Annotated in this window: 25 protein-coding genes and 1 pseudogene; 3 read left to right on the top strand and 23 right to left on the bottom strand. The window is 46.2% G+C overall.

Annotated features, from left to right (window positions below):
• Positions 1-5: 5 nt before the first annotated feature.
• The 5 genes from ACGHZ6_RS25195 to ACGHZ6_RS25175 all read right to left on the bottom strand — a co-directional run bounded on the left by ACGHZ6_RS25195 (position 6) and on the right by ACGHZ6_RS25175 (position 2,109).
• Complete coding sequence (locus ACGHZ6_RS25195) at positions 6-137, bottom strand: hypothetical protein (protein WP_390619230.1); 132 nt, start codon at positions 135-137, stop codon at positions 6-8.
• 10 nt (positions 138-147) lie between these two features.
• Positions 148-681: a hypothetical protein gene (locus tag ACGHZ6_RS25190; RefSeq protein ID WP_390619229.1), complete on the bottom strand. Its 534-nt coding sequence runs from the start codon at positions 679-681 to the stop codon at positions 148-150.
• A gap of 299 nt (positions 682-980) precedes the next feature.
• Positions 981-1,451 (bottom strand): hypothetical protein, encoded by a 471-nt coding sequence (locus tag ACGHZ6_RS25185; protein WP_390619228.1) that lies wholly within the window; start codon positions 1,449-1,451, stop codon positions 981-983.
• Between the two features lie 96 nt (positions 1,452-1,547).
• Positions 1,548-1,784 carry a hypothetical protein gene (locus tag ACGHZ6_RS25180; RefSeq protein ID WP_390619227.1) on the bottom strand — a complete coding sequence of 79 codons (237 nt, stop codon included), beginning with the start codon at positions 1,782-1,784 and terminating at the stop codon, positions 1,548-1,550.
• A 160-nt stretch (positions 1,785-1,944) separates the two neighbouring features.
• Positions 1,945-2,109, bottom strand: coding sequence for a hypothetical protein (locus ACGHZ6_RS25175; RefSeq protein ID WP_390619226.1), 165 nt, complete (start codon positions 2,107-2,109; stop codon positions 1,945-1,947).
• A 155-nt stretch (positions 2,110-2,264) separates the two neighbouring features.
• On the opposite strand from ACGHZ6_RS25175, the gene ACGHZ6_RS25170 reads away from it, so the two are divergent.
• Positions 2,265-2,528 (top strand): hypothetical protein, encoded by a 264-nt coding sequence (locus ACGHZ6_RS25170; protein ID WP_390619225.1) that lies wholly within the window; start codon positions 2,265-2,267, stop codon positions 2,526-2,528.
• Positions 2,529-2,557: 29 nt separating this feature from the next.
• On the opposite strand, the gene ACGHZ6_RS25165 is transcribed toward ACGHZ6_RS25170, so the two are convergent.
• The 18 genes and pseudogenes from ACGHZ6_RS25165 to ACGHZ6_RS25080 form a co-directional block, all read right to left on the bottom strand.
• Positions 2,558-2,995, bottom strand: a complete 438-nt coding sequence (locus ACGHZ6_RS25165) for a hypothetical protein (RefSeq protein ID WP_390619224.1) — start codon at positions 2,993-2,995, stop codon at positions 2,558-2,560.
• A 62-nt stretch (positions 2,996-3,057) separates the two neighbouring features.
• Positions 3,058-4,083: a phosphoadenosine phosphosulfate reductase family protein gene (locus ACGHZ6_RS25160; protein WP_390619223.1), complete on the bottom strand. Its 1,026-nt coding sequence runs from the start codon at positions 4,081-4,083 to the stop codon at positions 3,058-3,060.
• Positions 4,084-4,280: 197 nt separating this feature from the next.
• Positions 4,281-4,523, bottom strand: coding sequence for a hypothetical protein (locus ACGHZ6_RS25155; RefSeq protein ID WP_390619222.1), 243 nt, complete (start codon positions 4,521-4,523; stop codon positions 4,281-4,283).
• A 23-nt stretch (positions 4,524-4,546) separates the two neighbouring features.
• Positions 4,547-4,957, bottom strand: a complete 411-nt coding sequence (locus tag ACGHZ6_RS25150; RefSeq protein WP_390619221.1) for a hypothetical protein — start codon at positions 4,955-4,957, stop codon at positions 4,547-4,549.
• Positions 4,958-5,011: 54 nt separating this feature from the next.
• Positions 5,012-5,464 carry an NYN domain-containing protein gene (locus ACGHZ6_RS25145; RefSeq protein ID WP_390619220.1) on the bottom strand — a complete coding sequence of 151 codons (453 nt, stop codon included), beginning with the start codon at positions 5,462-5,464 and terminating at the stop codon, positions 5,012-5,014.
• Between the two features lie 87 nt (positions 5,465-5,551).
• Positions 5,552-7,288 carry a VWA domain-containing protein gene (locus ACGHZ6_RS25140; RefSeq protein ID WP_390619219.1) on the bottom strand — a complete coding sequence of 579 codons (1,737 nt, stop codon included), beginning with the start codon at positions 7,286-7,288 and terminating at the stop codon, positions 5,552-5,554.
• Between the two features lie 60 nt (positions 7,289-7,348).
• Complete coding sequence (locus ACGHZ6_RS25135; protein ID WP_390619465.1) at positions 7,349-8,377, bottom strand: DUF3150 domain-containing protein; 1,029 nt, start codon at positions 8,375-8,377, stop codon at positions 7,349-7,351.
• 569 nt (positions 8,378-8,946) lie between these two features.
• Positions 8,947-9,330, bottom strand: coding sequence for a hypothetical protein (locus ACGHZ6_RS25130; protein ID WP_390619464.1), 384 nt, complete (start codon positions 9,328-9,330; stop codon positions 8,947-8,949).
• Positions 9,331-9,393: 63 nt separating this feature from the next.
• A complete protein-coding gene (locus ACGHZ6_RS25125; RefSeq protein WP_390619463.1) occupies positions 9,394-9,894 on the bottom strand; it encodes a hypothetical protein in 501 nt (166 codons plus the stop codon).
• 191 nt (positions 9,895-10,085) lie between these two features.
• Positions 10,086-10,343 carry a hypothetical protein gene (locus tag ACGHZ6_RS25120; protein ID WP_390619462.1) on the bottom strand — a complete coding sequence of 86 codons (258 nt, stop codon included), beginning with the start codon at positions 10,341-10,343 and terminating at the stop codon, positions 10,086-10,088.
• 65 nt (positions 10,344-10,408) lie between these two features.
• Positions 10,409-11,809 (bottom strand): DNA cytosine methyltransferase, encoded by a 1,401-nt coding sequence (locus ACGHZ6_RS25115; RefSeq protein WP_390619461.1) that lies wholly within the window; start codon positions 11,807-11,809, stop codon positions 10,409-10,411.
• Between the two features lie 54 nt (positions 11,810-11,863).
• The gene (locus tag ACGHZ6_RS25110; protein ID WP_390619460.1) at positions 11,864-12,148 is read right to left on the bottom strand and encodes a hypothetical protein; all 285 of its coding nucleotides are present in this window, start codon (positions 12,146-12,148) and stop codon (positions 11,864-11,866) included.
• A gap of 120 nt (positions 12,149-12,268) precedes the next feature.
• A complete protein-coding gene (locus ACGHZ6_RS25105) occupies positions 12,269-13,393 on the bottom strand; it encodes a hypothetical protein (RefSeq protein WP_390619459.1) in 1,125 nt (374 codons plus the stop codon).
• Between the two features lie 213 nt (positions 13,394-13,606).
• A complete protein-coding gene (locus ACGHZ6_RS25100; protein ID WP_390619458.1) occupies positions 13,607-14,632 on the bottom strand; it encodes a YqaJ viral recombinase family protein in 1,026 nt (341 codons plus the stop codon).
• Positions 14,633-14,810: 178 nt separating this feature from the next.
• A pseudogene (bet, locus tag ACGHZ6_RS25095) lies at positions 14,811-15,677 on the bottom strand (phage recombination protein Bet); the annotation flags it as partial.
• 62 nt (positions 15,678-15,739) lie between these two features.
• Positions 15,740-16,228 (bottom strand): single-stranded DNA-binding protein, encoded by a 489-nt coding sequence (locus tag ACGHZ6_RS25090; RefSeq protein ID WP_390619457.1) that lies wholly within the window; start codon positions 16,226-16,228, stop codon positions 15,740-15,742.
• Between the two features lie 61 nt (positions 16,229-16,289).
• Positions 16,290-16,799: a hypothetical protein gene (locus ACGHZ6_RS25085; protein WP_390619456.1), complete on the bottom strand. Its 510-nt coding sequence runs from the start codon at positions 16,797-16,799 to the stop codon at positions 16,290-16,292.
• Positions 16,800-16,808: 9 nt separating this feature from the next.
• Positions 16,809-17,816 carry an AAA family ATPase gene (locus ACGHZ6_RS25080; protein WP_390619455.1) on the bottom strand — a complete coding sequence of 336 codons (1,008 nt, stop codon included), beginning with the start codon at positions 17,814-17,816 and terminating at the stop codon, positions 16,809-16,811.
• A 1,221-nt stretch (positions 17,817-19,037) separates the two neighbouring features.
• Between ACGHZ6_RS25080 and ACGHZ6_RS25075 the strand changes: the two genes are divergently transcribed.
• On the top strand, positions 19,038-19,688 hold the full coding sequence (locus tag ACGHZ6_RS25075; protein WP_390619454.1) for a hypothetical protein: 651 nt from the start codon (positions 19,038-19,040) through the stop codon (positions 19,686-19,688).
• A gap of 96 nt (positions 19,689-19,784) precedes the next feature.
• The gene (locus ACGHZ6_RS25070) at positions 19,785-20,597 is read left to right on the top strand and encodes a hypothetical protein (RefSeq protein WP_390619453.1); all 813 of its coding nucleotides are present in this window, start codon (positions 19,785-19,787) and stop codon (positions 20,595-20,597) included.
• Positions 20,598-20,668: the final 71 nt, after the last annotated feature.

The following is a 20,668-nucleotide window of genomic DNA, read 5'->3' as shown; positions in this document are numbered from 1 at the left end:
TTAAACTACTTTCGTAGCTTGTAGCAGAACGCTAACCAATCGAGGAAACCATGGGACACAACTTTGCCATCAATAACAATGACACTTTGTTCTCCGTGGTAACCAAGTGATTTGGCGTATTCGGTTTTATCAGACATTACTTAACCCTCAGTTGAGGGAAGCAGCACGACGACTTAAAGCCTTATGCATAAACGTCTGCATTAGAGAGTTTCCTGAATTTCTGAAGTAGGCTTCCCACTTCTGCCAGTCAGCACAATCTAATGTTGGGGACGAGAATGTTCCCCAGACTCCCCTTTCGCTGCCTGATTCCAGAACACTGGAAACAGTCGAATGCACAGCCTCAAATGACATGAGAGCCGTGATTTGCTCAGGGGGCGACAGAATCAGCTTTTCAGCTTCTTCAAAATTAATCTTTTCAACAGTCAAATGCTTTTCATCAATTAGAAAGGCATGAACTTCTTGACCGTGAGAGCCGTATAGCCAGTTGGTGACGTAACAGGGGTCAGCTCCGACCTTGAGAGGTATGAGAGTAGAACCACAAGTCCGTAGCAACCAGATGAAAGAGCAACCCTCAAATGCGCTAAGGACGCGAGGATCATCATCAAGGTCTGACTTATACTGCTTTGGAAGATTGAGCTGCTCAGCAGCGCTAAGCATTCGATCATGAAGAGAGATAGACATGGTGCCTCCAATAGTCATTGGGTACACCACGATCCCAGCAGGTAGTGATATACCCGGTTGGGAAAGAAGAATGCTGTTTATGGTCAGCTACCATTTTTCACCGACAAAGCGGTAATGGGACAATAATAGCCGCCATCTCGGCAGTATTCAACCCTGGCGGTCATGCCCTAATATCTGAGCACATCTCTCAGGGTCGGATACAGCAATGCCGTTGCCAACCCACACACCCAGGCAAAGCATCACTAAACACATTGACGATACGATTAGAGCTTGTTTTCGCGATAGTCCCATCTCAGACTCTAATCCGTGTATGTGCTTTTTACAGATTCAATATCGTCATATTGCTGCAAAATGTCCCATGTGACATCCGCCAGCAGGCTCAATGAATCATCAAAGGTTTTGTCGTCGGGAATGTCCCAATACAAAGAGAGGGTTTCACCCTCGGGATCAATATTGATAAGGACAGGGCCGGTCATGCCATTGGCCGCCAGCCACTCTTCATCTCCAAACTTTGAGCTGATCTCTACCGGAACCCGCTCAGAAGCATGGGCATTTTTCCTTCCGAACCTCAGAGACACTATATCTCTACCATTGAAATAGGGTAAGAATGTATCCTGGTAAGCTGCCTCCAGCTTCTGGGGGGTTGCGTGGCGGTAGATCATGGGGCCTGAATCAAGTTTTAAGGCCCACCAGCAGGTGAATCCGATACAGAATAATGCCACTGTGATCGCTGATTTGTTGTATTTGAGGAAAGAGAGAAATCGAGACACCTGTGTTCCTAAAGGCTAGTTATTTAGCTCAATAATATCAGGAGTAGCGAATTACCCTGCCCGGCCAGAACCACCGTTAAGGTGCTATTTTTAGGATTAGGCGGCTTTTAGCTTCGAGGCGACCTTATCTTTGATGAATTTTTGCACCTCCTTCTCGGAGGGTACTGACTGGTACCATCGTGATGGCGTCCGGCGAAGCCCGGAGATCCCCGCTTTATCCTTGCAGGCTTTGCGCCAGGCTTTTACAAACCACTCATAGTCATAGGTGGTAATCGACTTGGTTTGACGTGAAAAGCTACCAGCTTTGTTCACTGATCGATCGGCACCGGCCACGTTAACCACAAGCTCATGACGGAAGCCGCCATTCTCATGATGCCTGCTAACAAGTCCGACAGAGATCCCCAGTACAGAAGATAAAGGGCTTCTGGATGGCTGATATAAGCGATGAGAGGTTAGCCGTAATTTGGCGTCCTCAGTATGTTTTTGGTCAAGTCTATCTATCGGCTTCAGATCGAGCTTCTGCGACCTGAGAATCAGAAAGACCTTTGAATGAGAAGTACTTTTGGAAAGGCTTTTCACCGACTTTCTTAACGAACACTCGAAGGCCGACAAAACCACCACCATGGGGTCGATCAGGGCCGTATTCTATGACTGCCATTGAATATTTCCTGAGCAAATCAAAAGTTTTACTTTATCAGACTATATCTAAATCCATGCCCTGGATATACCCCCTTTTCGGGGCGTTATGTAAAGTAGGAACTGAAGTAAGTGAGTGTATATTGTATGCCGATCTATATTTGGAGCCAGACACATATGTCAGACGATCGCGATGAAATTGACTATTTGGAGTTTGGGAAAGAACTGGACATAGCTGTCAACAAGGTACTTCAAATGGCACTTCCGGAGGTTGCCGAAAAGCGAACTTCACCTGATCAATGGTGTGTAGAGAGATTGTTCTTTGAGTGCATCCCTCCCGAGGTCTCAGCAGAATTCCTTGAGAAAACACTTGGGATTAAGGTCGATCCTCCTGAAACAACAGAAACAGTTTTTGAACTTCAGTGTAAGTGCATTGCATAAAAAAATGGGGCCATACAGGCCCCGCAGATTTAAGCGAACATTGAAGCAATACCAGTCATAAAACCAAGTACTCCAAGCACAGCCCCAATAACGCCAAGCCGAACGGATAGATTTACTGACAGATCCGGGTGATGCCAAAACCACATGAGCACCTCAATGGTGCTGGCAGCCCTAACTTCCACGTTCACTTTCTCTTTATATTTAATGCCAAGGTGATCGACTGCATCATAATCAATTGCCAGGCTGTCCTTCGTAATTGAAAGGCCTGGGTTTCCCATGACATAACGCAAGACTTTTTCACCGTTGTATTTATTGATAACAACTACCGCATCACGCCGAAAGAACTTTGTAGTGTCGCGTTTTTTCGAGTCGATGTGGTTGTTACTCAATCGAACTATCGAATGCTGAAGCCCGCTATCTTCCGGGGGAAGGCGAACAACAGATTCAAATCGTTTGCTTTTTTTCATTTGTAGCTCCTCAAATTTGAGGAGGTGAATACCCTTGCGGGGTATAGCACCCCCAAGGGTTATTAAGATGGTCCGGTAGAAGAATCACCGAAGGCACCAGCAGGTAACGACCATTGATCCAATATGATTGGCTCATTGAATGTTTCCGCCATACCCAAAGCAATCAATTCTTCAGTAATAGCAGCATAGGGCGTTCCTTTATCTGCTAATTCTGTAACTGAGTACTTCCGATGAATGGTCTTACCGAACTGTGATTCATAGTAAGCGATTTCGTCAAATTGCTTTGGCGAAACACGTCTTACACTGGCCCACTGATCAGCATTACCAAAGATGCAACTGATACATGATAACCTGCCCCATCCCGCACGATATGCAGGGTGAGGATTTACCTTGTACCGCTCAATTATCTCCCAAACTTGTGATTCATCCCATCCATGAACTGGGCGGTATGCATCTACATGACGTTTCGATTTCCCATTACGGTTATCAGCTTTATGAGGCTCAAAAACTTTATAGTTAGCACGGGCAGAACTTTCTTGTGCTCGCTCGCCGGTAACAAACAGAGTTTTTGAATTGCAGAAGCGCAATTGATTCGTAATAGCTTTTTGTGAAACATCGATTTTTAAATAGCTTGAGCACCACCTCACACTGAGCGAAGCAGCGACCTGAGGGAAGACTTTGCGAGTATTGGGCTTTCCTGATACTCCACCAGATTGAATAACACCTTGCTCGGGTGTTTCAAACTGACAGGGTTTAGTAAGCTCATTATCGCGTAACATCTCCGAACGGAAACCACCAATCTTCCAGCTAAAGTAGATTGAAATACCAAACGCTTCAGCTAGTTTTTTGCAGTAGTCTTCAGTAACTGGCCAGTCCATAAAGTACTCGCCATTTCTTTCACCATCAACGCAGTGATGCCAAAGCTCAATGCGTTTTGGATCAGCTCCTGAATCTAGCAAATGCAGCAAACAGGCAATACTGTCCTTACCACCGCTGCAAGCAATGATGATAACTGAATAGCTATCCAAATCTGGAAGTTCTTCAGGCTCATCATCTAAATCAAATAGAGCAATTTGATTCTCATGCATGTGCAACTCCTTTGTTAAGTGGGAGAGCACACCCCAGAGGGCATGACACCCCCATGGGTTAATAAAATGCTGAATATTTCTTAAGGCCAGCTGCCTTACTTCGTGCCAATGGCACAAAACCGATTTAACATCTCTCTACCAGTAAAAAGATCTTAGATCGATTTTAAAAGTTGTGGGGCTATTGCCCCACATTCGGATCACACTTCGGTAGATCCAACCCACTGAGTTCCCAGATAAGCATCCGCTCCATATCTTGTTTTGCGGTTGTCATAAAGGTCTTCAGCTACTCGCTCAAGTTTTTCTTGTGTCCAAGGTCCATTAACAGGGGAAAATCTAGCCAGTTCCTTTTTCTCCAAATCCGTAATAATAAGAGTTTCATTCTTCACTGGGGAAAGGATGTCAGGTTCGCCTTCCTGTTGGTCGGTAATAAACTTAATCATGATACCTCCGAAGAAAAAGGGGGCTAAGCCCCCTTCTCTGTTTTCCTCTTTACTAATAGCGTTAAATTCCTAACGGCTTCAGGTTCTACGCCCTCAGCGTAACAACATGTCAGGAATGTGAATGGACCTACTGAATCGCTCATCAACCAATCAAGAGCTTCCTCTTTGGTAGATTTCGCAACTCGACCATCCGCAAATAGTGCTAAGGTCTTTTTCAAAAGATAACAACGAAGCTGGTCAACAGATTCTTCGTCCCAATTGTCGTCAAGTGCTGGCTCTAAATCATCCAACTCGAAAAGAATTTGAAGCTGCCGTTCGTAAGCATCGGGCTCTGCCTTTCGCTTGCGAGGAGATCGCTTTCTTTTCTGTGGATTGGCCAGGACAATTGATGAGTCAGGAGGGTTTTCAAAAGCAAAACCGTACTGATGCATCATATGCTCCTCCGATTGGAGGGGCTACCAACCCGTCAGGGCGATAGCCCCAATGGGTTAGTGAGAAGCTGCATCCAAAGCAATGACTTCTGGATTATCCAGATAATGGAAGGTGCCACACAGGTTGGTATAGGTCTTTGGAGTCTTTCGACAACCAACACCAACTGTGTTTTTACCTCTTGCCTGGGCGTGTTGAATGAGCGGCATAAAATCGCTATCAGACGACACGACAGCCATGGTATTAAAATCCATAAGGCTGTACAGGCTTGCGGTGGCATCTACTGTCATGCTTATGTCAGCAGCATTTTTTGACCGGGTAATGTTGTAACGATGATGCGTTTCAACGCCATAAAGGTTTGCAAGACGCTTCCAGGAAGAATTCTTACATGACCAATTCCCGTATGCTCTAATGAAGCGGATTTGACCACTTTCCTTCAGAGCCAATATTGCTTTTTCTGCAAGATCCGCAGAAATATTATCTGCGTCAATAAAGACACCTAATTTCCACATGAATCCATCCTTCTTGAAGACGCACCTCTCCCCCAGCCGGAGAGATGCAATTGATGATCCCTGGCTGGGATGGTGTGACTGAGAAGGTTATGCGGCTTGATCGACCAACGTATCTCTCATCAGCTGGAACAAGGTTTTACCCAAGTCCTCAACAGAATTGATCACGATGTGGTTATCAAACAGCAGGGCAACCCGACTGTGGCAGATGCCGATACCAATGGTTTCAATAGCACTGTTCTCACAGAGCTCTAAAACCTTTCGGCAAGCTACATCGTTGTCAGGATCGCCATCAGTAATGACAATCAGGATTCGCCGTGTCTCACGAGTTTTAGTGAGCTCAAACGCACCATGCCATATAGCTTCAGCCATAGGGGTATACCCACGGGAAGATTCTATGAATCGGTGTGCTTGACGACGCGCTGACTCACCATGCCTCAGTGCCGACCTAACTGGATCGTCACCGTGGCCACAAAAGTAAGTCACAGCTGGATTAACGCCTGGTATGCCCTCTAATGCGAGAGCTATGGCCAGAGACGCCTCTCGTGCTACTGATGCCTGATAACCATTCATTGAACTCGAAAGGTCAGCCAGCAGGTGTACTGCGGTGTTGGCTTGCTTCCGATCTGATCTCTCTTTGAAGACCCTGGTGTCGCCAGTAACAATGCGAGTAAGTCGCTTGCCATCTAGTTTCCTCCCGGATCTCTTAGTGCGGGTATTGTTTCTTCGTGAAGCCTGGACAATTGAAAGTAACTGCGCCCGTAGCTTTGAAGTAGTTGCCTGCACCTTTTTTAGTAGCTCTCTGCCAGAATTGGTATCACCGGCACATGAAGGCGCTGTTGGTACCGTACAGTACGAATCGTCGCCATCCTTTTGAGCATCTTTAGAGAGTTTTTGCTTAAGTGATTCAAAAGCATCAGGCTGAAGGTCATCTCCACCTGAATTAAGTGCTTTGCGAATAACTTGTGAACCAGTCGGTTGAGGCTGGTCCGTGGTTGATGAACTTCCGTTGGCAGGGCTTTGATTGTCATCGTCAGCCTTTCCATTGGAACCAGCATCTTTCTGGCCAGGTTGATCATCTGGCTGATTATCGTTTCCAGAGCCGTCTCCTCCTCCAGATGGTGAAGGATTGTTCTGCTGGTCCTGGTCATCACCCTTATCCTGACCATCTCCAGAGTCGCCGTTATCGGGCTCTTCATTCTCGGCCTCTTCCTCAAGCATTTGAATAACCTGATCAGCTAGACCAAGGCACTCAGAAGTACTTGAAGTTGAACATGCTTTGCGAAGCAAGACCCCGAGACGTGTATTAACACCCTTTGGGAACACTGATTGCATTGCTTGACCGGCAGCCTCTGACAAATCATCCAAAGGTTGCTGTAAGAAATTAGCCCTCAGCCAGAACAACAGCTTTGCCTGAAGGATTCGACCAGGTTCATCTGAAGAGTTGACCTTTCTGAAACTACCGTCATCTTTCAAGAAAGTAACAGTAGACTCAAGATCCGATCGAACACCAGGAAATTGTTCCATTAGTGCTTTCTCGATTCTTGCGTCCTCAAATATATTGAGTACAGTCCGGCGCAATTCCTGCTTCGGTAAGACTGAATTCCAAACATCAAAATCAGTCTGCCTTACATGTGCCGCCTCATGGGCGAGATACCCCCAAACAACATCCTTATTCGGATAATCTTCAGGGACATTGGGAACGATGATTGTACTTCCATCGGTGCTAGCATCAGTTCCGCTAACAACGACCTTTACACCGAACTTCTCACCATAGTGCGCAGCCACAATGGGCAAAGCATTATCAATAGTCGCTTTTCGAGCCATTGATTGATCTCCTATAAAAAGGAGGTTCACCCCCAACAGGGGGATAAACCCCTGTGTGGGTTAAAAGTAGCTTGAGGTGCCATTGGCAACCTTACTACCAAAGATCTGATCGAGCTCATCATCATCGGGAAGCGTCAAATCCATTGGGCTTGAGCTTTCATCAGACGAGATCGATGCAGCTGGTTCGGAATCTACAGCGGGGGCTTGTTGACTTACTACCTGGCCGTTAGTCATGTAGCTATTGGCCATTTGATCAAGATCGACGGTGCCAGTGGCATATTCCTGGATCTTGGTCTTGGAGGTAAGAATCAGCGTGGCTGATAGGATTCTAAAGTACTGCTCTCCACCAACAGTCTTCCCGGTTGAAGGGTAGCCATTGATAGTTTTGGATAGAAGCTCAACCACTGAAAGGAAACGACTGTCCAGGAAGCTTAAGCCATCAACCTTATCGCGAAGTCGCTTTAAGGTTTTCTGCGTTGTCACCTGGCACTCTTCCTTACCCTTGAGATTGCTTTTAAAGAAGCTTTCAGCTTCATCCACAATTTCGTTGAGCAGCTCATCAGCGAGACCATTGGCCATACCATTGAGCTTCATAGCATGTGCTTCGTTTACAGGAGTGACTTGAAAGACCTGGTAGTCAAAGCCAATACGACGCTCGACAACTGCCTTAGGCAGCTTACCGGCGCGGATTGCTTGAGCATAGTCAGGGTTCTTCTGCTCCCATTCATCGATCCAGCGGTCATAATTAGCAAGAAAATTGCCTTTGAGATCGTTCATCTCGTTGACAACTTCCTCAAGACCAGCAGAAATCTCATCGATTCTATCCAAAGGCACAGCGAAGCCATTCATAAATGGCATGCCATGACGAAGACATAAGCGACGAGCACTGGTTTTGAGCCGGTTGAAAGGCTTTAGGTGGGCCTTATCGATGACATTCTTGCGACCAAGATCAACAAGCTGTTTGGGGGGTATTTCACCGCCAACACCAAGTTTAATATCCGGGTCATCAAGTTTGACCTGCCCGCTCCATATATCGAAATCGATTTGAAGTATGGCAAGCTGATCTAGGTGATTGACTGATTTAGTCATTGCATCCTCCGTTTGAGTTGGAGGCGCACCAATCCCCAAAGGGCTGATGCGCCCTTGGGCTATTTGCTGATTATTTGGGAAGGTCAGCTACCTTACTGATTTGCCGCAAAGCGACAAAAACTCATTTACGGCATTGTCCAGGATAAGCCAATGGCGTAAATAAGCTTGATAGAAATAAGGTGATATGGCCAAAAGGGAGGGAAGGAAAAACGGTCCCAATTGGTAAATAGATGCTGAATCAAAGGTTAGCTACCTGAGACAACTTTAGCACAGTGATACGTCATATGGTAGCAATTGGGAGCCCTTAGAATGAACCCGCCAAACACCACCTAAAAGGGGCAGTTTACCCCGTGGGGTAAACTGCACTTCATCAGTCTAAAACGCTTAAAGGGTCATACCCATTTGCCTCACAAAAGGCAAAAAACGCTTCATCTGCACTACGAAACCTAACGGAATCGTCTGGGTAACCGTCAGAGATTTGGTACCCATTATCAGTCTTCTTGATAATTGCCAATGACTCGCCATCCTCGCCGGTAATATGGAAATTACCTGGTATCAGAGAGGATGGTTCAAGAGCTAGCATTTTCAGCCTCCAGGAGCTTATTCGCCCCTCTCTCGACCATGCTCTCAATATCAAGAGCATTGAAGTCACTGTCCAACTCACATTCAATCGCCGCGTCGATAATACCGGCCTTGGCAAAATTAAGAGCAATTTTCATTGCATCTTTAATTGCTTCAGCCTGCGTATCAATGTTGGCTAGAACGTCATCCCACTCCAAATTTGAAAAGGGAGCATAGACGACGCAATGTTCAGGTTCATTACCAGCCTCAACCTCCTCGATTGCAAGCATGACGCCCTCATACCATTTGGATGAGGCGTCATATTCACCCTCAAAAGAAAGAATTTGAGCACCGGCAAGACCGATTGAAATTTTATCAATAACTGAATTCATGTGGATTCTCCAGGTTGTATGAGAGATCCACCCTTTCGGGTGAACCCCCCGAAAGGTTTATGCTTAGGTGAACTGGCAAACATCTGCTGCTGGAACAAAAAAGCGTTGCTTTGTTTCCCGATGGACAATGACGCCACCAGCCGTGAGGCTGGATTGATCATTTTCATTATGGAAATCATGCACGTTATAGCTATCTCCAGTGTAGTGAGACAACTGGGTACTTAACGGACAAGCGCTCAGGTTTTCAAGGTGAATAATTGATTCCGGGCTTCCAAGCTGATAGCAGTAGAAACCGGTAATCCTGGTATTCACTTTGGACGTGAGATCTTGATAATCCAGCCTAAAGCTGTCGAGAGAGATGTACTCACGATCAACCTTAAGCCACGGACCTTCAGGCGTTTGTTGATACTCGGTATGGATGCCAAGAATCCATTCACGTCTGATCCGTAGCCCAGTAAGCATTCTTGAATTCATGCTTTTGAGATCAATGACCCTGTTATAGGGCACGTTTTTCTCGTAAGCGAAATCATGTGCTAGTTGAGCTGTATCGAAGTTATGTCGCATTTAAACCTCCAGGTTTCGGAGGAAGGCGCACCCCAGAGGGTAACACCCTCCGGGTTAGTTAAATGCTGATTAATTGAATTGGCCAGCTACCAATATCACCACAAGGGCGAATTCTTTCTTTTCTAAAAGACCCTTAGAAAAAGGCACTTTAGAAAAAAGAGCACCCACAAAAGGGTGCTAAGAGTGCTACTTCAGAGAGCTGTCACTTGCCGTTCGGGTTGCGACTCCTCTGGATCATCAATTCGCATTACGTCGAGAGTGATGAAATTAGCAGACAAGCCATCAATAGATAGCATTGATTCCTGTCTTTGTGCCTCAATAGCATCTGTCACCTTATATTCAAGCTGGTGCTGTAATGCCTCAAGGTTGATTTGTTCTTTGCCAGTTTCTGCATCAGGATCTGTTGTTTCATACTCAATGCAAAGGGCAAAGACAATTTGTTGCTTCATGGTGTTTCCTCAGAATGTTATGAGGGCACCATCCCTTCTGGGGCGATGCCCCAGATGGGTTTAGTTTAAGCCGCTGCTACATGCTGCATAGAAACGGCTTCACGAACTTGAGTCGCAATGCAATTACCTACGGCCTGAAAGGCCGGATATATAACAGATTGACCCAGGATTTCATGTGCAGTTGTATCAGAAACACCATTGATTAAATCTTCTGGAATTCCCTTTACTCGAGCGTGCTCGAGAGGTGAAAACAATCGAGACATTCCATCACCAAATGGTGAAATTACAAACGGCTCAGTTGAGCGGGCCTTGTTGTAACCGCGACCAATTGTACCGCAAGAGTCGTTGGTTCCATCAAGGAGTTGACGCTTGAAGCCTTTACCGTTCGCCATATCCCGTTGTTCCTTCTCCGCAAGGTATGAATAGGTTTTCCACTTATCAGAGTCTTGAGGGTAATAATCAAGTATTTCCGACAGTGTTTTTTCTTTAACTCGAACCGGTTCAATACGATCGAAGTCAAAGTCCAAACCCTTTGTGGTAGCCACGCATACAAGCCTGTCCCTATTTTCAAGGGCACCAAACGTATTACCGTTTAGTACTGTGCTATGTATGTCATATCCGGCGGTTAAAAGGACTGATTCAATAACCATGTATGAAGCAGTCTTTTGGTATGGGGGAACATTCTCAAACACAACAATTGCAGGTTGCGTAGCGAGAACGAAATTAAGGAAGTAAACAAACAATGCACCAGCAGAACTATGTTCCTCCGCGCACGAAAGTTTACCCTTTGCCCTTCCAGAAAGACTTGCCCCTACGCATGGAATCCCAGCGAAAACACAGTCCAAAAGGGGAGCTGAAGCTAACTCCACACTCTCCAGTGGTGATTCAATAGCTATGGAATCTTTATCCCATAACATTGGATTGTTTGCCAAAGAGCTGTCGAGGTATTTACCCTCAATCTCAACGGCGACTTTAATGGCAGATTGCAAGCCAGACATAGCGAACCCATTATGTAGAGCCCTGTCCAAAACCCCACCACCGTGGAATATCGAACCTACATCAAGCTTTTTCCCTTCCAGTACTTTTTCAAACAGTCTATCCAAGCGTGATTTAACCTTTGCTTGCTGACTGTGAGCCCGGATTGTTATCTTGCCATTCTGTATCGCAACCCGTAGCACTTCAACTCCCTCAAAGAGTGAAGCAAGTTCTTCGGCTCGCAATTCGATCAAAGGATGCTCTTTGCCATTTCTTCGCCTCCGGGAGACGGTAAAGGCCTTCACATCATTCAGATCTGCATCACCAGATTTTGAGGCAACAACTCGACGAGAAGACTTGTCGAAATGGGCATATAGTACCTGGCCCGTTTCAATTCCACCCTTCGCAAGTTTTTGGCCTTCGAGCCAAACACTCGGCGTTTTCTCTTTACTGGTAAGTCGCAATTTCGTATTTATAACAACTGCGGTCATAGTATTACTCCAAAAGTAAGGGGAACAGGCACCCCTCAGGGTGCCGTGCTCCAGTTAATGAATTACTGCTGCTTTCGGGATCGAAGTATCGGCTGCACCGGTACCAAGAAGAAAGCTGCGAGTAAGATCATCTTTAAGTGGATGCTGAGAATCTGAGAAAGGATCAAGCGAGCAACCTGGATACTGAAGTCCAAGGTAATAAGCGCGCAGAACCAATGCATCTCGTTGTTCTTCAGCATTGACACGTTTTCGATTTAACGAAGACTGGGTTTGGTTGATCGCTACGATGGCGTGTATTGCCAACATAAGGCTGTCAACTTCATCAGTACTATTAAGCATGTGAACCTCCAAGATAATTGGGGCTCACCCCCAAACGGGGTATAAGCCCCGGTTTGGGTTTAGTAATATGCTGTTTAATTTAATTGGCCAGCTACCAATATCACCACAAGTGGCGAATTCTTAGGCTGTAACAGCCTGTGCCGCGTTTGGCAGCATGGAGACATTTGTTAGCGGGTCAACAACCTCAAATGCCCGCCCAGATTTCTTAACGTAACCGTCTTCTTGCGCCCGCTTAAAGAAGTTTTGAGCTTGCCATTTAGAGCGCCCAGTAAACTCGCTATAGCCGGTGTACGTTGCTTCAAACATACCCTGACGCAGCTTTAAGATGGTTTCTTCATAATCCCCATCACTCTGTTTTGCCGCTTTATTTTGAGACTTGACCGCAGGCTTGTCCTCTATTGATTGAGTTGGTTCAACCTGCTCTACATGTACCTGATCTAGCTCTTGAGTTTGCTCTTCATGCTGTATCTGAGCCTGGGCATGGACAGCTATTTCTGTATCAACGGTATTGTTTTTTAAGTCAGTGTGAACAGTTTCAGTAACTTCAACATCCATACCCAACGACTCATCGATCAATTTACGCCGTGTGCTATTTGAAAGTACTGAGATCGCGACAACAGGGAGTAAATCAAACAACACCGCAAGCCATGCACAGAATAGTATTGTCGTCATGGATGCGTCCCCAGTAACTTTCACCAGGCCGTCTAATGGGGATGCCTTAGATGAAGGCTCCGGATCATCAATTTTTTCGAGAAGCTGCATATCACGCTCCATTGCCCGCTCATTTGATGCGAGTAGATCCTTGCCCATTGACTTGTATTTGCCCTTGATCCCGTTCGATGCAGCTTCAGATGCTGTCTTCTTGTCTGCGGCTGACTGTTCGAGCATTTGGTAAACCATCTCTGTTTTCTTATTTTGGCCTGACTTGGCCTCTTGCTCATGAGACAGAAACCCATAGATAGCCGAATATGATGAAAACATTGAAAGGGCAAGCGGCATTGCACAGAGCATAAACCGCGCCAATGGGTTAACCTTCAGGAACGATGCAGCAAATCCATATCCAAATATTTGCAATGTACAGCCAGCAATACCAGCACCAATTGCTTGGGGCCCCTCTCCCCCCATCAGGGAAAAGAAGAACCAGAACGAGCAAGCAAGACTGACTGAGATAGCAACCGCTGTTGCCACCCCCAGTGTTCCCCATTTATATAATTCTTGACCCCACTTAACTTTCTTTTGAAGCATTGTTTACCTACCTTTTTTCATCAATCGTTTTTCTCCTGTTTATTGGTTTTTGACTGTTGACGTAATTACGCCGATCAATCACTGCCTAAGGCTTCCTATCGGAAATTGAATGCTGTTTTTGGCCAGCTACCGTTGTTCGCTCTTTTCACTATTCACTACTGAAAATGAATAGTGAAAAAAACGAGAAGCTCACCAAAAGGTGAGCTCTCAAAGTTAGAAATATGCCGAATGAACAGTACCTTCTGGGACATCAGCCACTAGATTCTGCACATCAACATCGATGATGTTCTTGGGTATCGGCTTATTAGTAACCGTAACGCGATATTGCGTACTCGGCTTTTTCCGATATTGATCCAAGTCATCCGCAGAAAGGTGTAGGCGTTCCTGCTCAATCAAACGATCGAGATCAACCGAACCTTGCTTTTGGAATTTCGTGATATTCACACCAGCAAAGTCAGCCTTTAGGAAAGTACCCATCAACTCTTGCATTGGCTTTAAGGAACCCGCCCTTTTATCCTTCAGAGATTTTATTGCGGCTTCATGCTCCCTGATCTGCTGATCATAGATTCGATAGTCAGTCGCATGGGTAATCCATGTTTCTGCCTCGTCACCATTGGGGATGAAGAAATCTCTGTTGGGGTCAAGGGGTGGGGCAGTGTCATTTTTGACATGATCCCAAAGCCATTCAGCTTGATATATGATCTCCTCCAGGAGGCGATCATCTCGCTGTACCTTAAAAAGCTTATGCTCTCCATTGTCCTCAGGACTGTAAAACATAAGCCATCCGTGAGGTGCTTCAGCAACGTAGATCTGCTGTTGAACCTGCGGGTAATAGAGCTTATAAGCCTCGGATTCCTCTCCAAGCTGCAATACCTCGCGGTACTGCTTTTCAGAAGGGCACTTTAGCTCAGCTGGTATTTGATCTTCAGTAACTCCATCAAATGAAGCCAGCATTAGAGGATTCTCTTCGCTCGCCCCGCACACCGGCAGTAAAAACCCTCTATCAAGAAGGTCTTCACATCGCTGCCTGGCGCGGTCCTCAAGGGCAAAGCCTCTTTGGACATTGGGGTTTTTCGACAAATCTTCCTCTACAGCTCTGCCAGACTTCTCCGCCCACAACCTCCATACTGTTTTGTACGGATTTCGACCCAGAAGGACCGAGGCGCAAGAAGCTGACAACCCACCCATTCTCCAGCGTAACCACGCCTCACTTCGCTGAGGGTGATTGATTACCTTCATGGATTTCTCCTTTGGTAAACCGGTGAACGGGTTAAAACATCGAATCTTGACCAGAATCTTCAGGCATTTTGAACATCTGTATTGACTGCTCTCCATGCTCATCTGTGACCTGTTCGGTTTGATGCTGTGGCTCGTTATCTGTATCCGCGTCAGACTTTAGTTCTTCGATTGATTCTTCAAGCTTCTCGCTCGCATAAATCAATGCATTTCCCTTTAGCCTTTCGTTTAACAAATCTTTTGCCGCTTGCCATTGGCCAGTACCTTTAGCCCTATCACACAACCTCGATATGAAGTCATCAACAGAAGCTTGGTTAAAATCAATTACAAATTGATCGACCGTTTCAGGTTCCTCTTGCTCAATCACTTGAGCTTCAGTTGCCTTACCAATGGGAATTACTTTTGCTGGCTCTTGATGCACATTGTTCTGCGCGTCAATGATCCTGGTTGCCTCGTCTTCGTCGTAGATTCCTACGAAGGCAAATGCAACTCTGTAACACTGGATCAAAGCCTTGTGACGAAGCATCCTTTTAGGATGCGTTTGCCAAGGGCCTACGCTCTCATATCCAGTTTGATGGTCTTTGAATGGGTGCCTGTAGCACTCGTCCAAATACTCTCTAACAACAACCGGATGGTTTCGATCTTTCCTGTAGACCTTCGCCTCTATCCAGGCCGGGCAAACTGCCCTCGCACTATCCGCCTGAAGGATCTCTGGAGAATAGGCAAACTCAACTCCGTCGAAATTGGAATGTTCGTTTGCTATGCGATTCCAACCGTCAACGCCAACCACAGGAACAATGCCCCCCCGTTTGTCAGGGAAAGCATAAATCTCCTTCGTGAAAGGGTTTAGGTTGTATTGATCCGCCACCACCAGCAGCGCATACATCTGCGCATCGGTAACTTCGGGAGAATCATTGGCCTGCTTGAAAGCGGTTTCTTTTAACACCCCCATAAACTCTTCTGTATCAATGGAGAATTTCTCCGCCACCTTTACGATAAGAGCATTATGGGTACCAGAATCAGCTCTAGCTTGTGCTGTAGCGACCATGGTATTTCCTCCAAATTGAAGAGGAAGTACCCCCGAGAGGGAGTACCCCTCTGGGTTGGTAGTTAGCTGTTATAGCCTGGAGGGTTGTTCCCGGCTATTGGAGCTGCTTGAGGTGCTGATTGCTGGACGTTTGAACCTGGTTGGTGGCCATGAGCCTGACCAGAGTTCTGGCGGCCACCAGGTTGGTTGCCTGTTCCAGTTCCACCAGCTTGTTTGTGGATATCAAAAGAGTGACCAACGATATACAGCTTTCGATGGTTTTTCCCAGGATTATTCTGGTCAGGCCAGACATCCTCAGAAAGCTCACCGGTAACGGTGATTTTCATACCCTTTTGGATTTTCTGTGAAACACTATCTGCGACACGGCCATTGAACTTTACAGCTGCCCATGTCGAGTACTGATCAAAGCCACTCTCAGACTGAGGATTTGGCTTGTACTTATTGTTAACCATTGCGATTTCGGCGACAGGCTTCTGACTGCCAGGGAACACTTTGAAATCAACATCAGTACCAACAGTACCAGTGAATACAACAACATTTGTTTCAGACATGATTGTCTCCTTCAGATTGAGGAGACACCTCCCCTTCCGGGGTTGATGTCCCCGGTAGGGTTTAAAAGAACATTGATGGCTCTGAGGGAGAGAGCTGATCAAGCTTATACAGCTTCTCCACAAAACCTATCAGCTCAGCTTCATCGCGAAAATTACCTGGATCTAAACCCATGCGGCGAATTTCAGCATCTAACTGAGCCATGTCATCAAGATTCACCTCTTCCCCTATCTGGTCACAGAAGGTAAGAGGGAAACCTGAATCAAGCGGGAGCGACACACTAAGCAGTTTTTTCAGAGTTGCAAAAAACAGTAGTGGGTAGCGCCCATGGCAGGAGACAACTTCGCCAGCGCCCTTAAGAGTGCTTGGTGATAGTTGGTTCTCCTTATTATCCACCCCCAAAGTGATTGTGAAATCACCTTCAGGGAAGGATATAAGAGCTTGGTCTGTGCATTCAGAACATTCAAATACACTCACAAACTCTTTGGCCAGATCAACAACGGTAGCATTGACCAGCTCGCGCTGGTCAATTGTCGGTTCCAGCAGCCAGTTAAACGAAGGGCTATCTGCCACGATGACCTCCTATGCTGCTTGCGAGCTCGACTGACCATTATCCCACTGATCCCCCAAAATACTTTGTGCCATCTTATCGATAGCTAAAGCATCTGAGCTTGAGGCTCGACGTGTCAATGACATTTCGAGGGCATACTTCAAGGGCGTTGGATGCTGGCGGAAATCAAAGGCAAGTGTTGCCCACCGAACCAGGGTTCTTGTGGACATTGTTACCGCTAATTCTCCGTCTTCACCAGTACCAGATTCACCCAAAAATTGGGTTCTAACGGCATTGGCAACCTCAACGAGCTTGACTCTTATTTGCTCAGGTATTCCGGGGACTACAGAAGCCAAGATCTCGGCTTCTTCAGACGCATCGATATAACCGAGCCAGGCCAAACGAAAACGATCCATAAAGGCAATGTTTTGCGTCTGGATACCACTGTGCATACCAGTGATATCTCCGCTACCTTTTGAATTCCCGGTAGCGATTAAACGAAACATCGGGTGAGGCTTAATGACCTCTCCACCATTTTCTGTGATAACCAAAGGCCGACCTTCAATAACATCGTTGAGACCGCTGATTTCAGATGGATCAGCATAATCCAGCTCATTAATCAGCAGCACATGGCCATACTTCATTGCGATCGGAAGTACGCCATACACGAAAGTCATCTCAGGGGCTTGTCCAGGAGCAGTGCTCACCAACTTGAATTGTCCGATCAGATCATTCAATTCAAGTCGTCCATGAGCTGTAATCTGCTGGCATGGCCAGTTCAAACGACCCAGGACTTCGGTAATGCCACTGGTTTTACCAGATCCAGTCGGACCGGCCAGAAAGAATGCATCACCGTTCGGGTTGCGAAGAAAGCCTAGCAGCTCTCTCAACATCTCACGGCGAAAAACATATCCATCATTGATAGAAGGGATACTGTGATTGTCTGTCGGCTCATAACCTAAGGCCATCACAGAATTGGGAATACCCTCCTGCTTAAAAGTAACACCAACTGGGTACTCTTGGGGTTGTACTTGAGACATTGGAACACTCCTTAAATTAGGGGCATACCAAGGCCTGTACGGGCATGATATGCCCGTGGGCTAGTTTGCTGATTTTATAGAGCGATCAGCTATCGCTATGCATCACAAGGACGCAATTCTCTAGTGCCATTGGGCAACACAGAATTAAATCCTCATTGTTTTGAGATCAATGAAAGTGACGGGAGCGTCCCCCCGTCACCTTCAAAAAACAGCTTTTTAGCACCAACCGAATTTCTGAAATGTATGCACCACAGGGCGCGACAAAACATAACCAGTTGGTACGCATGCTGCCAGGATAAGGACTGTCATGGGTAGTTCCTCCTTTGTGTGACGTGTCCCCAAAACCTTCTACTCAAAAAGCTTTGGGGACACGTCACGAAGAACGTATCCAAAAAGACAATGTGGCTAGCCTGAAATCAGAACTAGCCAACATCCTTAGATTGCGAACCCTAAACCACGAATAGTCGCCACAACTGGACGAGATATTACATAGCCGGAAGGCACACAAGCGATTAGAACCAAAATGGTACCTGCATCCATCGTACTGTCCTCAAATAAATTGGGGACAGCACCCCCAAGCAGGGAGAGTGTCCCCGCATGGGTTTAATGAAGTGTTAGTGAACTAGAATCCCTTTGCGAAGGTACGCAGGAGATTCGTATTCAGAGTAATCAACTGATTCCAAAAAGGAGGTCAGTATCTTAGTCTCAGAGTCAGCGTCACGAGAATCTTGAGCTACAGGCCGTGTGGATACGCGGGTAGCACCTGATTTCGTGTCACTGGGTTTTGCTTGATTACTCGATTGAAACGCCTGAAATACGCGAGTTGCAAGGGCGCTAAGGAACGTCACAAAGGAGGATAGCTTCTTGAGAGAGTGCCAAGAAAGCCAGATGGCCGCTAATACAACGACGGCGTTCAACAAGAGATAAGCATAGAATTGCATGATGATGTCCTCAAAAAATGGAGACATCATCACCCAGCAGGGAGAGAGTCCCCTGGTGGGTAGTTTTTAGCGTTAGCTAAGGAGTGCTACTTGTTTGGGAAGGCTAGCTACCTTACAGATTTGCCGCAGAGCGACAAAAAAACTTCAATGAACCTACTATACACCACGAAACTGGAACTCGCAAAGCCGGGAAATACCCCCTTTACGGGTAGGTTTGCAAAACAGGTTTTAAGGCTGTCAATGGTACGCTGAGCAGTGTCTATCTGCCAGGAGAATGACCATGACTACAGCACAAAACATCGTAAATTCACCCTATTCTAGGGCCATTATAGAGCGGAAGGTGAGTTTTAAAAGCCTTCAGGCACAAAGAGTTATGAATCGCAGCTTCGACAAGCTGAAGCAGGCTCTTTTCTCTATTTCAGTAATCCTACCTATCATCTCTCAAAACGAAGAAGAGATCGAATCAATAACCGCCTATATCGATGAGCAGTTTAGCTCTGCTGAAAGCGATATAAACTCAGCTCGAGATCAGATATCAAAAATCCTTGAGGATAATGGTATTGAGCAAATGGCTCAGTATTCAAAACCAGAGGAATTCGTTGTTGAGCTCGACACCCCCAAAGCGGGCACATTTCTCCGCCTTGTCTCTGAACTGGATTTGTTAATGGGCTTAATCGACACTGCCTGGCTGTCAGGCGAGTTTGACGATAAGCAGAAGAAGAACTCAACTTTCCAGTATCAGCAGCGCCTGATTAAACTTGCCGGGCGACTGATTAGCCTGGAGAAGCGAGCAAGGGTAGCTGCCTCAAAGCGCGGGAAGGCTGATGAGGTTGAAGAAAAGGCACCAGTGGATAATGCAGAGCTTCATGAAGATGTGGCAGCTGCTACAGAAGAGGCAGAAAGCGACATGCCTTTAGAAGCCACGGGCTAACCAATATTGACTTAGAAAACCCCGCTCTGCGGGGTTTTTTATTTGCGTGTCAAATAAACAATGAGAAAATAGACTCGACTAAAAGGAGCTATATCTATGAAACACATTACCTATTTGCCAATGATGGCGCTTATTTCATTGATTGTTGGTTGCACTTCAACCCCCATGAAGTACAACGACAACAATTCTATTGCTCTAAATGTGGTTACTGCCGCAGGGATTAATGACCGGTTAAAAGATGTACAAGTCCCCAAAGATACTACTTGGGATATCCGGGATACGGCTGGATTCAATATTCCAGCAGCGATTTCAGCATACAACACCCCTACACCAGGGCTAACCGGTGGCCAATCAGCCGGGCTCAGCATCGCCAGTTGGTTGATCACTCCTGAGTCTGAAGCCAAGAAAAACCACATAATTGCATGGCAGCCAAATCTGCCTGGTGGTGCAAGTACCATCGACGGCTATGCAAAGCAGATCGCTGAGGCCGCTCAAAAAGCCGCCAAAGAACAAGGGCTCGATACCTGGGTCAAATTTCACAATGACGGTAATGCTGCTTATCTCTTCTTAAAAGATACAAGCTATGAGTATTGCACCAACAAAGAATACTGCATGATTTTTGGGTTTGTTCTCACTCAGCCAGAAAACCGCAGCAACACCCCAGCCTTCGTGAACAGTAACAATGACTCTCTGTTCTATGACCCAAGAGATAAAAATAACTACACGTTCAACAAGGCCTTCATGGGAATCAATGAAGTTGAATTTTTGCAGCTTATGAGCAAGCACCTTCCAAAATGGTCTTACTTCTATATTGCTCCAAGCAAATTAAAGCTCGATCAAAAAACCAAGCTAGAAGCGCCAGCGGTCATTAATGACGGCGAAGTACATTTCTTCATCAAGAAAGTTTAGCCCTGCCCTCACTTACAAAGCTATGAAAAAAAAGAGGAGCCTTCACGGCTCCTCTCTTCTTTCAGGTTAGA

Origin of the sequence: Maricurvus nonylphenolicus, assembly GCF_042854845.1 — a bacterium.
GTDB classification, from domain to species: Bacteria; Pseudomonadota; Gammaproteobacteria; order Pseudomonadales; family Cellvibrionaceae; genus Maricurvus; species Maricurvus nonylphenolicus.
Note: the sequence above shows the minus strand (reverse complement) of the source record. Positions and strands in the feature narration are given on the sequence as shown.

Bases quoted from the DNA above. Each gene is read 5' to 3' on its own strand.
- ACGHZ6_RS25195 (WP_390619230.1), bottom strand. From the start codon at position 137: ATGTCTGATAAAACCGAATACGCCAAATCACTTGGTTACCACGGAGAA.
- ACGHZ6_RS25190 (WP_390619229.1), bottom strand. From the start codon at position 681: ATGTCTATCTCTCTTCATGATCGAATGCTTAGCGCTGCTGAGCAGCTC.
- ACGHZ6_RS25175 (WP_390619226.1), bottom strand. From the start codon at position 2,109: ATGGCAGTCATAGAATACGGCCCTGATCGACCCCATGGTGGTGGTTTT.
- ACGHZ6_RS25170 (WP_390619225.1), top strand. From the start codon at position 2,265: ATGTCAGACGATCGCGATGAAATTGACTATTTGGAGTTTGGGAAAGAA.
- ACGHZ6_RS25165 (WP_390619224.1), bottom strand. From the start codon at position 2,995: ATGAAAAAAAGCAAACGATTTGAATCTGTTGTTCGCCTTCCCCCGGAA.
- ACGHZ6_RS25160 (WP_390619223.1), bottom strand. From the start codon at position 4,083: ATGCATGAGAATCAAATTGCTCTATTTGATTTAGATGATGAGCCTGAA.
- ACGHZ6_RS25155 (WP_390619222.1), bottom strand. From the start codon at position 4,523: ATGATTAAGTTTATTACCGACCAACAGGAAGGCGAACCTGACATCCTT.
- ACGHZ6_RS25150 (WP_390619221.1), bottom strand. From the start codon at position 4,957: ATGATGCATCAGTACGGTTTTGCTTTTGAAAACCCTCCTGACTCATCA.
- ACGHZ6_RS25145 (WP_390619220.1), bottom strand. From the start codon at position 5,464: ATGTGGAAATTAGGTGTCTTTATTGACGCAGATAATATTTCTGCGGAT.
- ACGHZ6_RS25140 (WP_390619219.1), bottom strand. From the start codon at position 7,288: ATGGCTCGAAAAGCGACTATTGATAATGCTTTGCCCATTGTGGCTGCG.
- ACGHZ6_RS25135 (WP_390619465.1), bottom strand. From the start codon at position 8,377: ATGACTAAATCAGTCAATCACCTAGATCAGCTTGCCATACTTCAAATC.
- ACGHZ6_RS25130 (WP_390619464.1), bottom strand. From the start codon at position 9,330: ATGAATTCAGTTATTGATAAAATTTCAATCGGTCTTGCCGGTGCTCAA.
- ACGHZ6_RS25125 (WP_390619463.1), bottom strand. From the start codon at position 9,894: ATGCGACATAACTTCGATACAGCTCAACTAGCACATGATTTCGCTTAC.
- ACGHZ6_RS25120 (WP_390619462.1), bottom strand. From the start codon at position 10,343: ATGAAGCAACAAATTGTCTTTGCCCTTTGCATTGAGTATGAAACAACA.
- ACGHZ6_RS25115 (WP_390619461.1), bottom strand. From the start codon at position 11,809: ATGACCGCAGTTGTTATAAATACGAAATTGCGACTTACCAGTAAAGAG.
- ACGHZ6_RS25110 (WP_390619460.1), bottom strand. From the start codon at position 12,148: ATGCTTAATAGTACTGATGAAGTTGACAGCCTTATGTTGGCAATACAC.
- ACGHZ6_RS25105 (WP_390619459.1), bottom strand. From the start codon at position 13,393: ATGCTTCAAAAGAAAGTTAAGTGGGGTCAAGAATTATATAAATGGGGA.
- ACGHZ6_RS25100 (WP_390619458.1), bottom strand. From the start codon at position 14,632: ATGAAGGTAATCAATCACCCTCAGCGAAGTGAGGCGTGGTTACGCTGG.
- ACGHZ6_RS25090 (WP_390619457.1), bottom strand. From the start codon at position 16,228: ATGTCTGAAACAAATGTTGTTGTATTCACTGGTACTGTTGGTACTGAT.
- ACGHZ6_RS25080 (WP_390619455.1), bottom strand. From the start codon at position 17,816: ATGTCTCAAGTACAACCCCAAGAGTACCCAGTTGGTGTTACTTTTAAG.
- ACGHZ6_RS25075 (WP_390619454.1), top strand. From the start codon at position 19,038: ATGACTACAGCACAAAACATCGTAAATTCACCCTATTCTAGGGCCATT.
- ACGHZ6_RS25070 (WP_390619453.1), top strand. From the start codon at position 19,785: ATGAAACACATTACCTATTTGCCAATGATGGCGCTTATTTCATTGATT.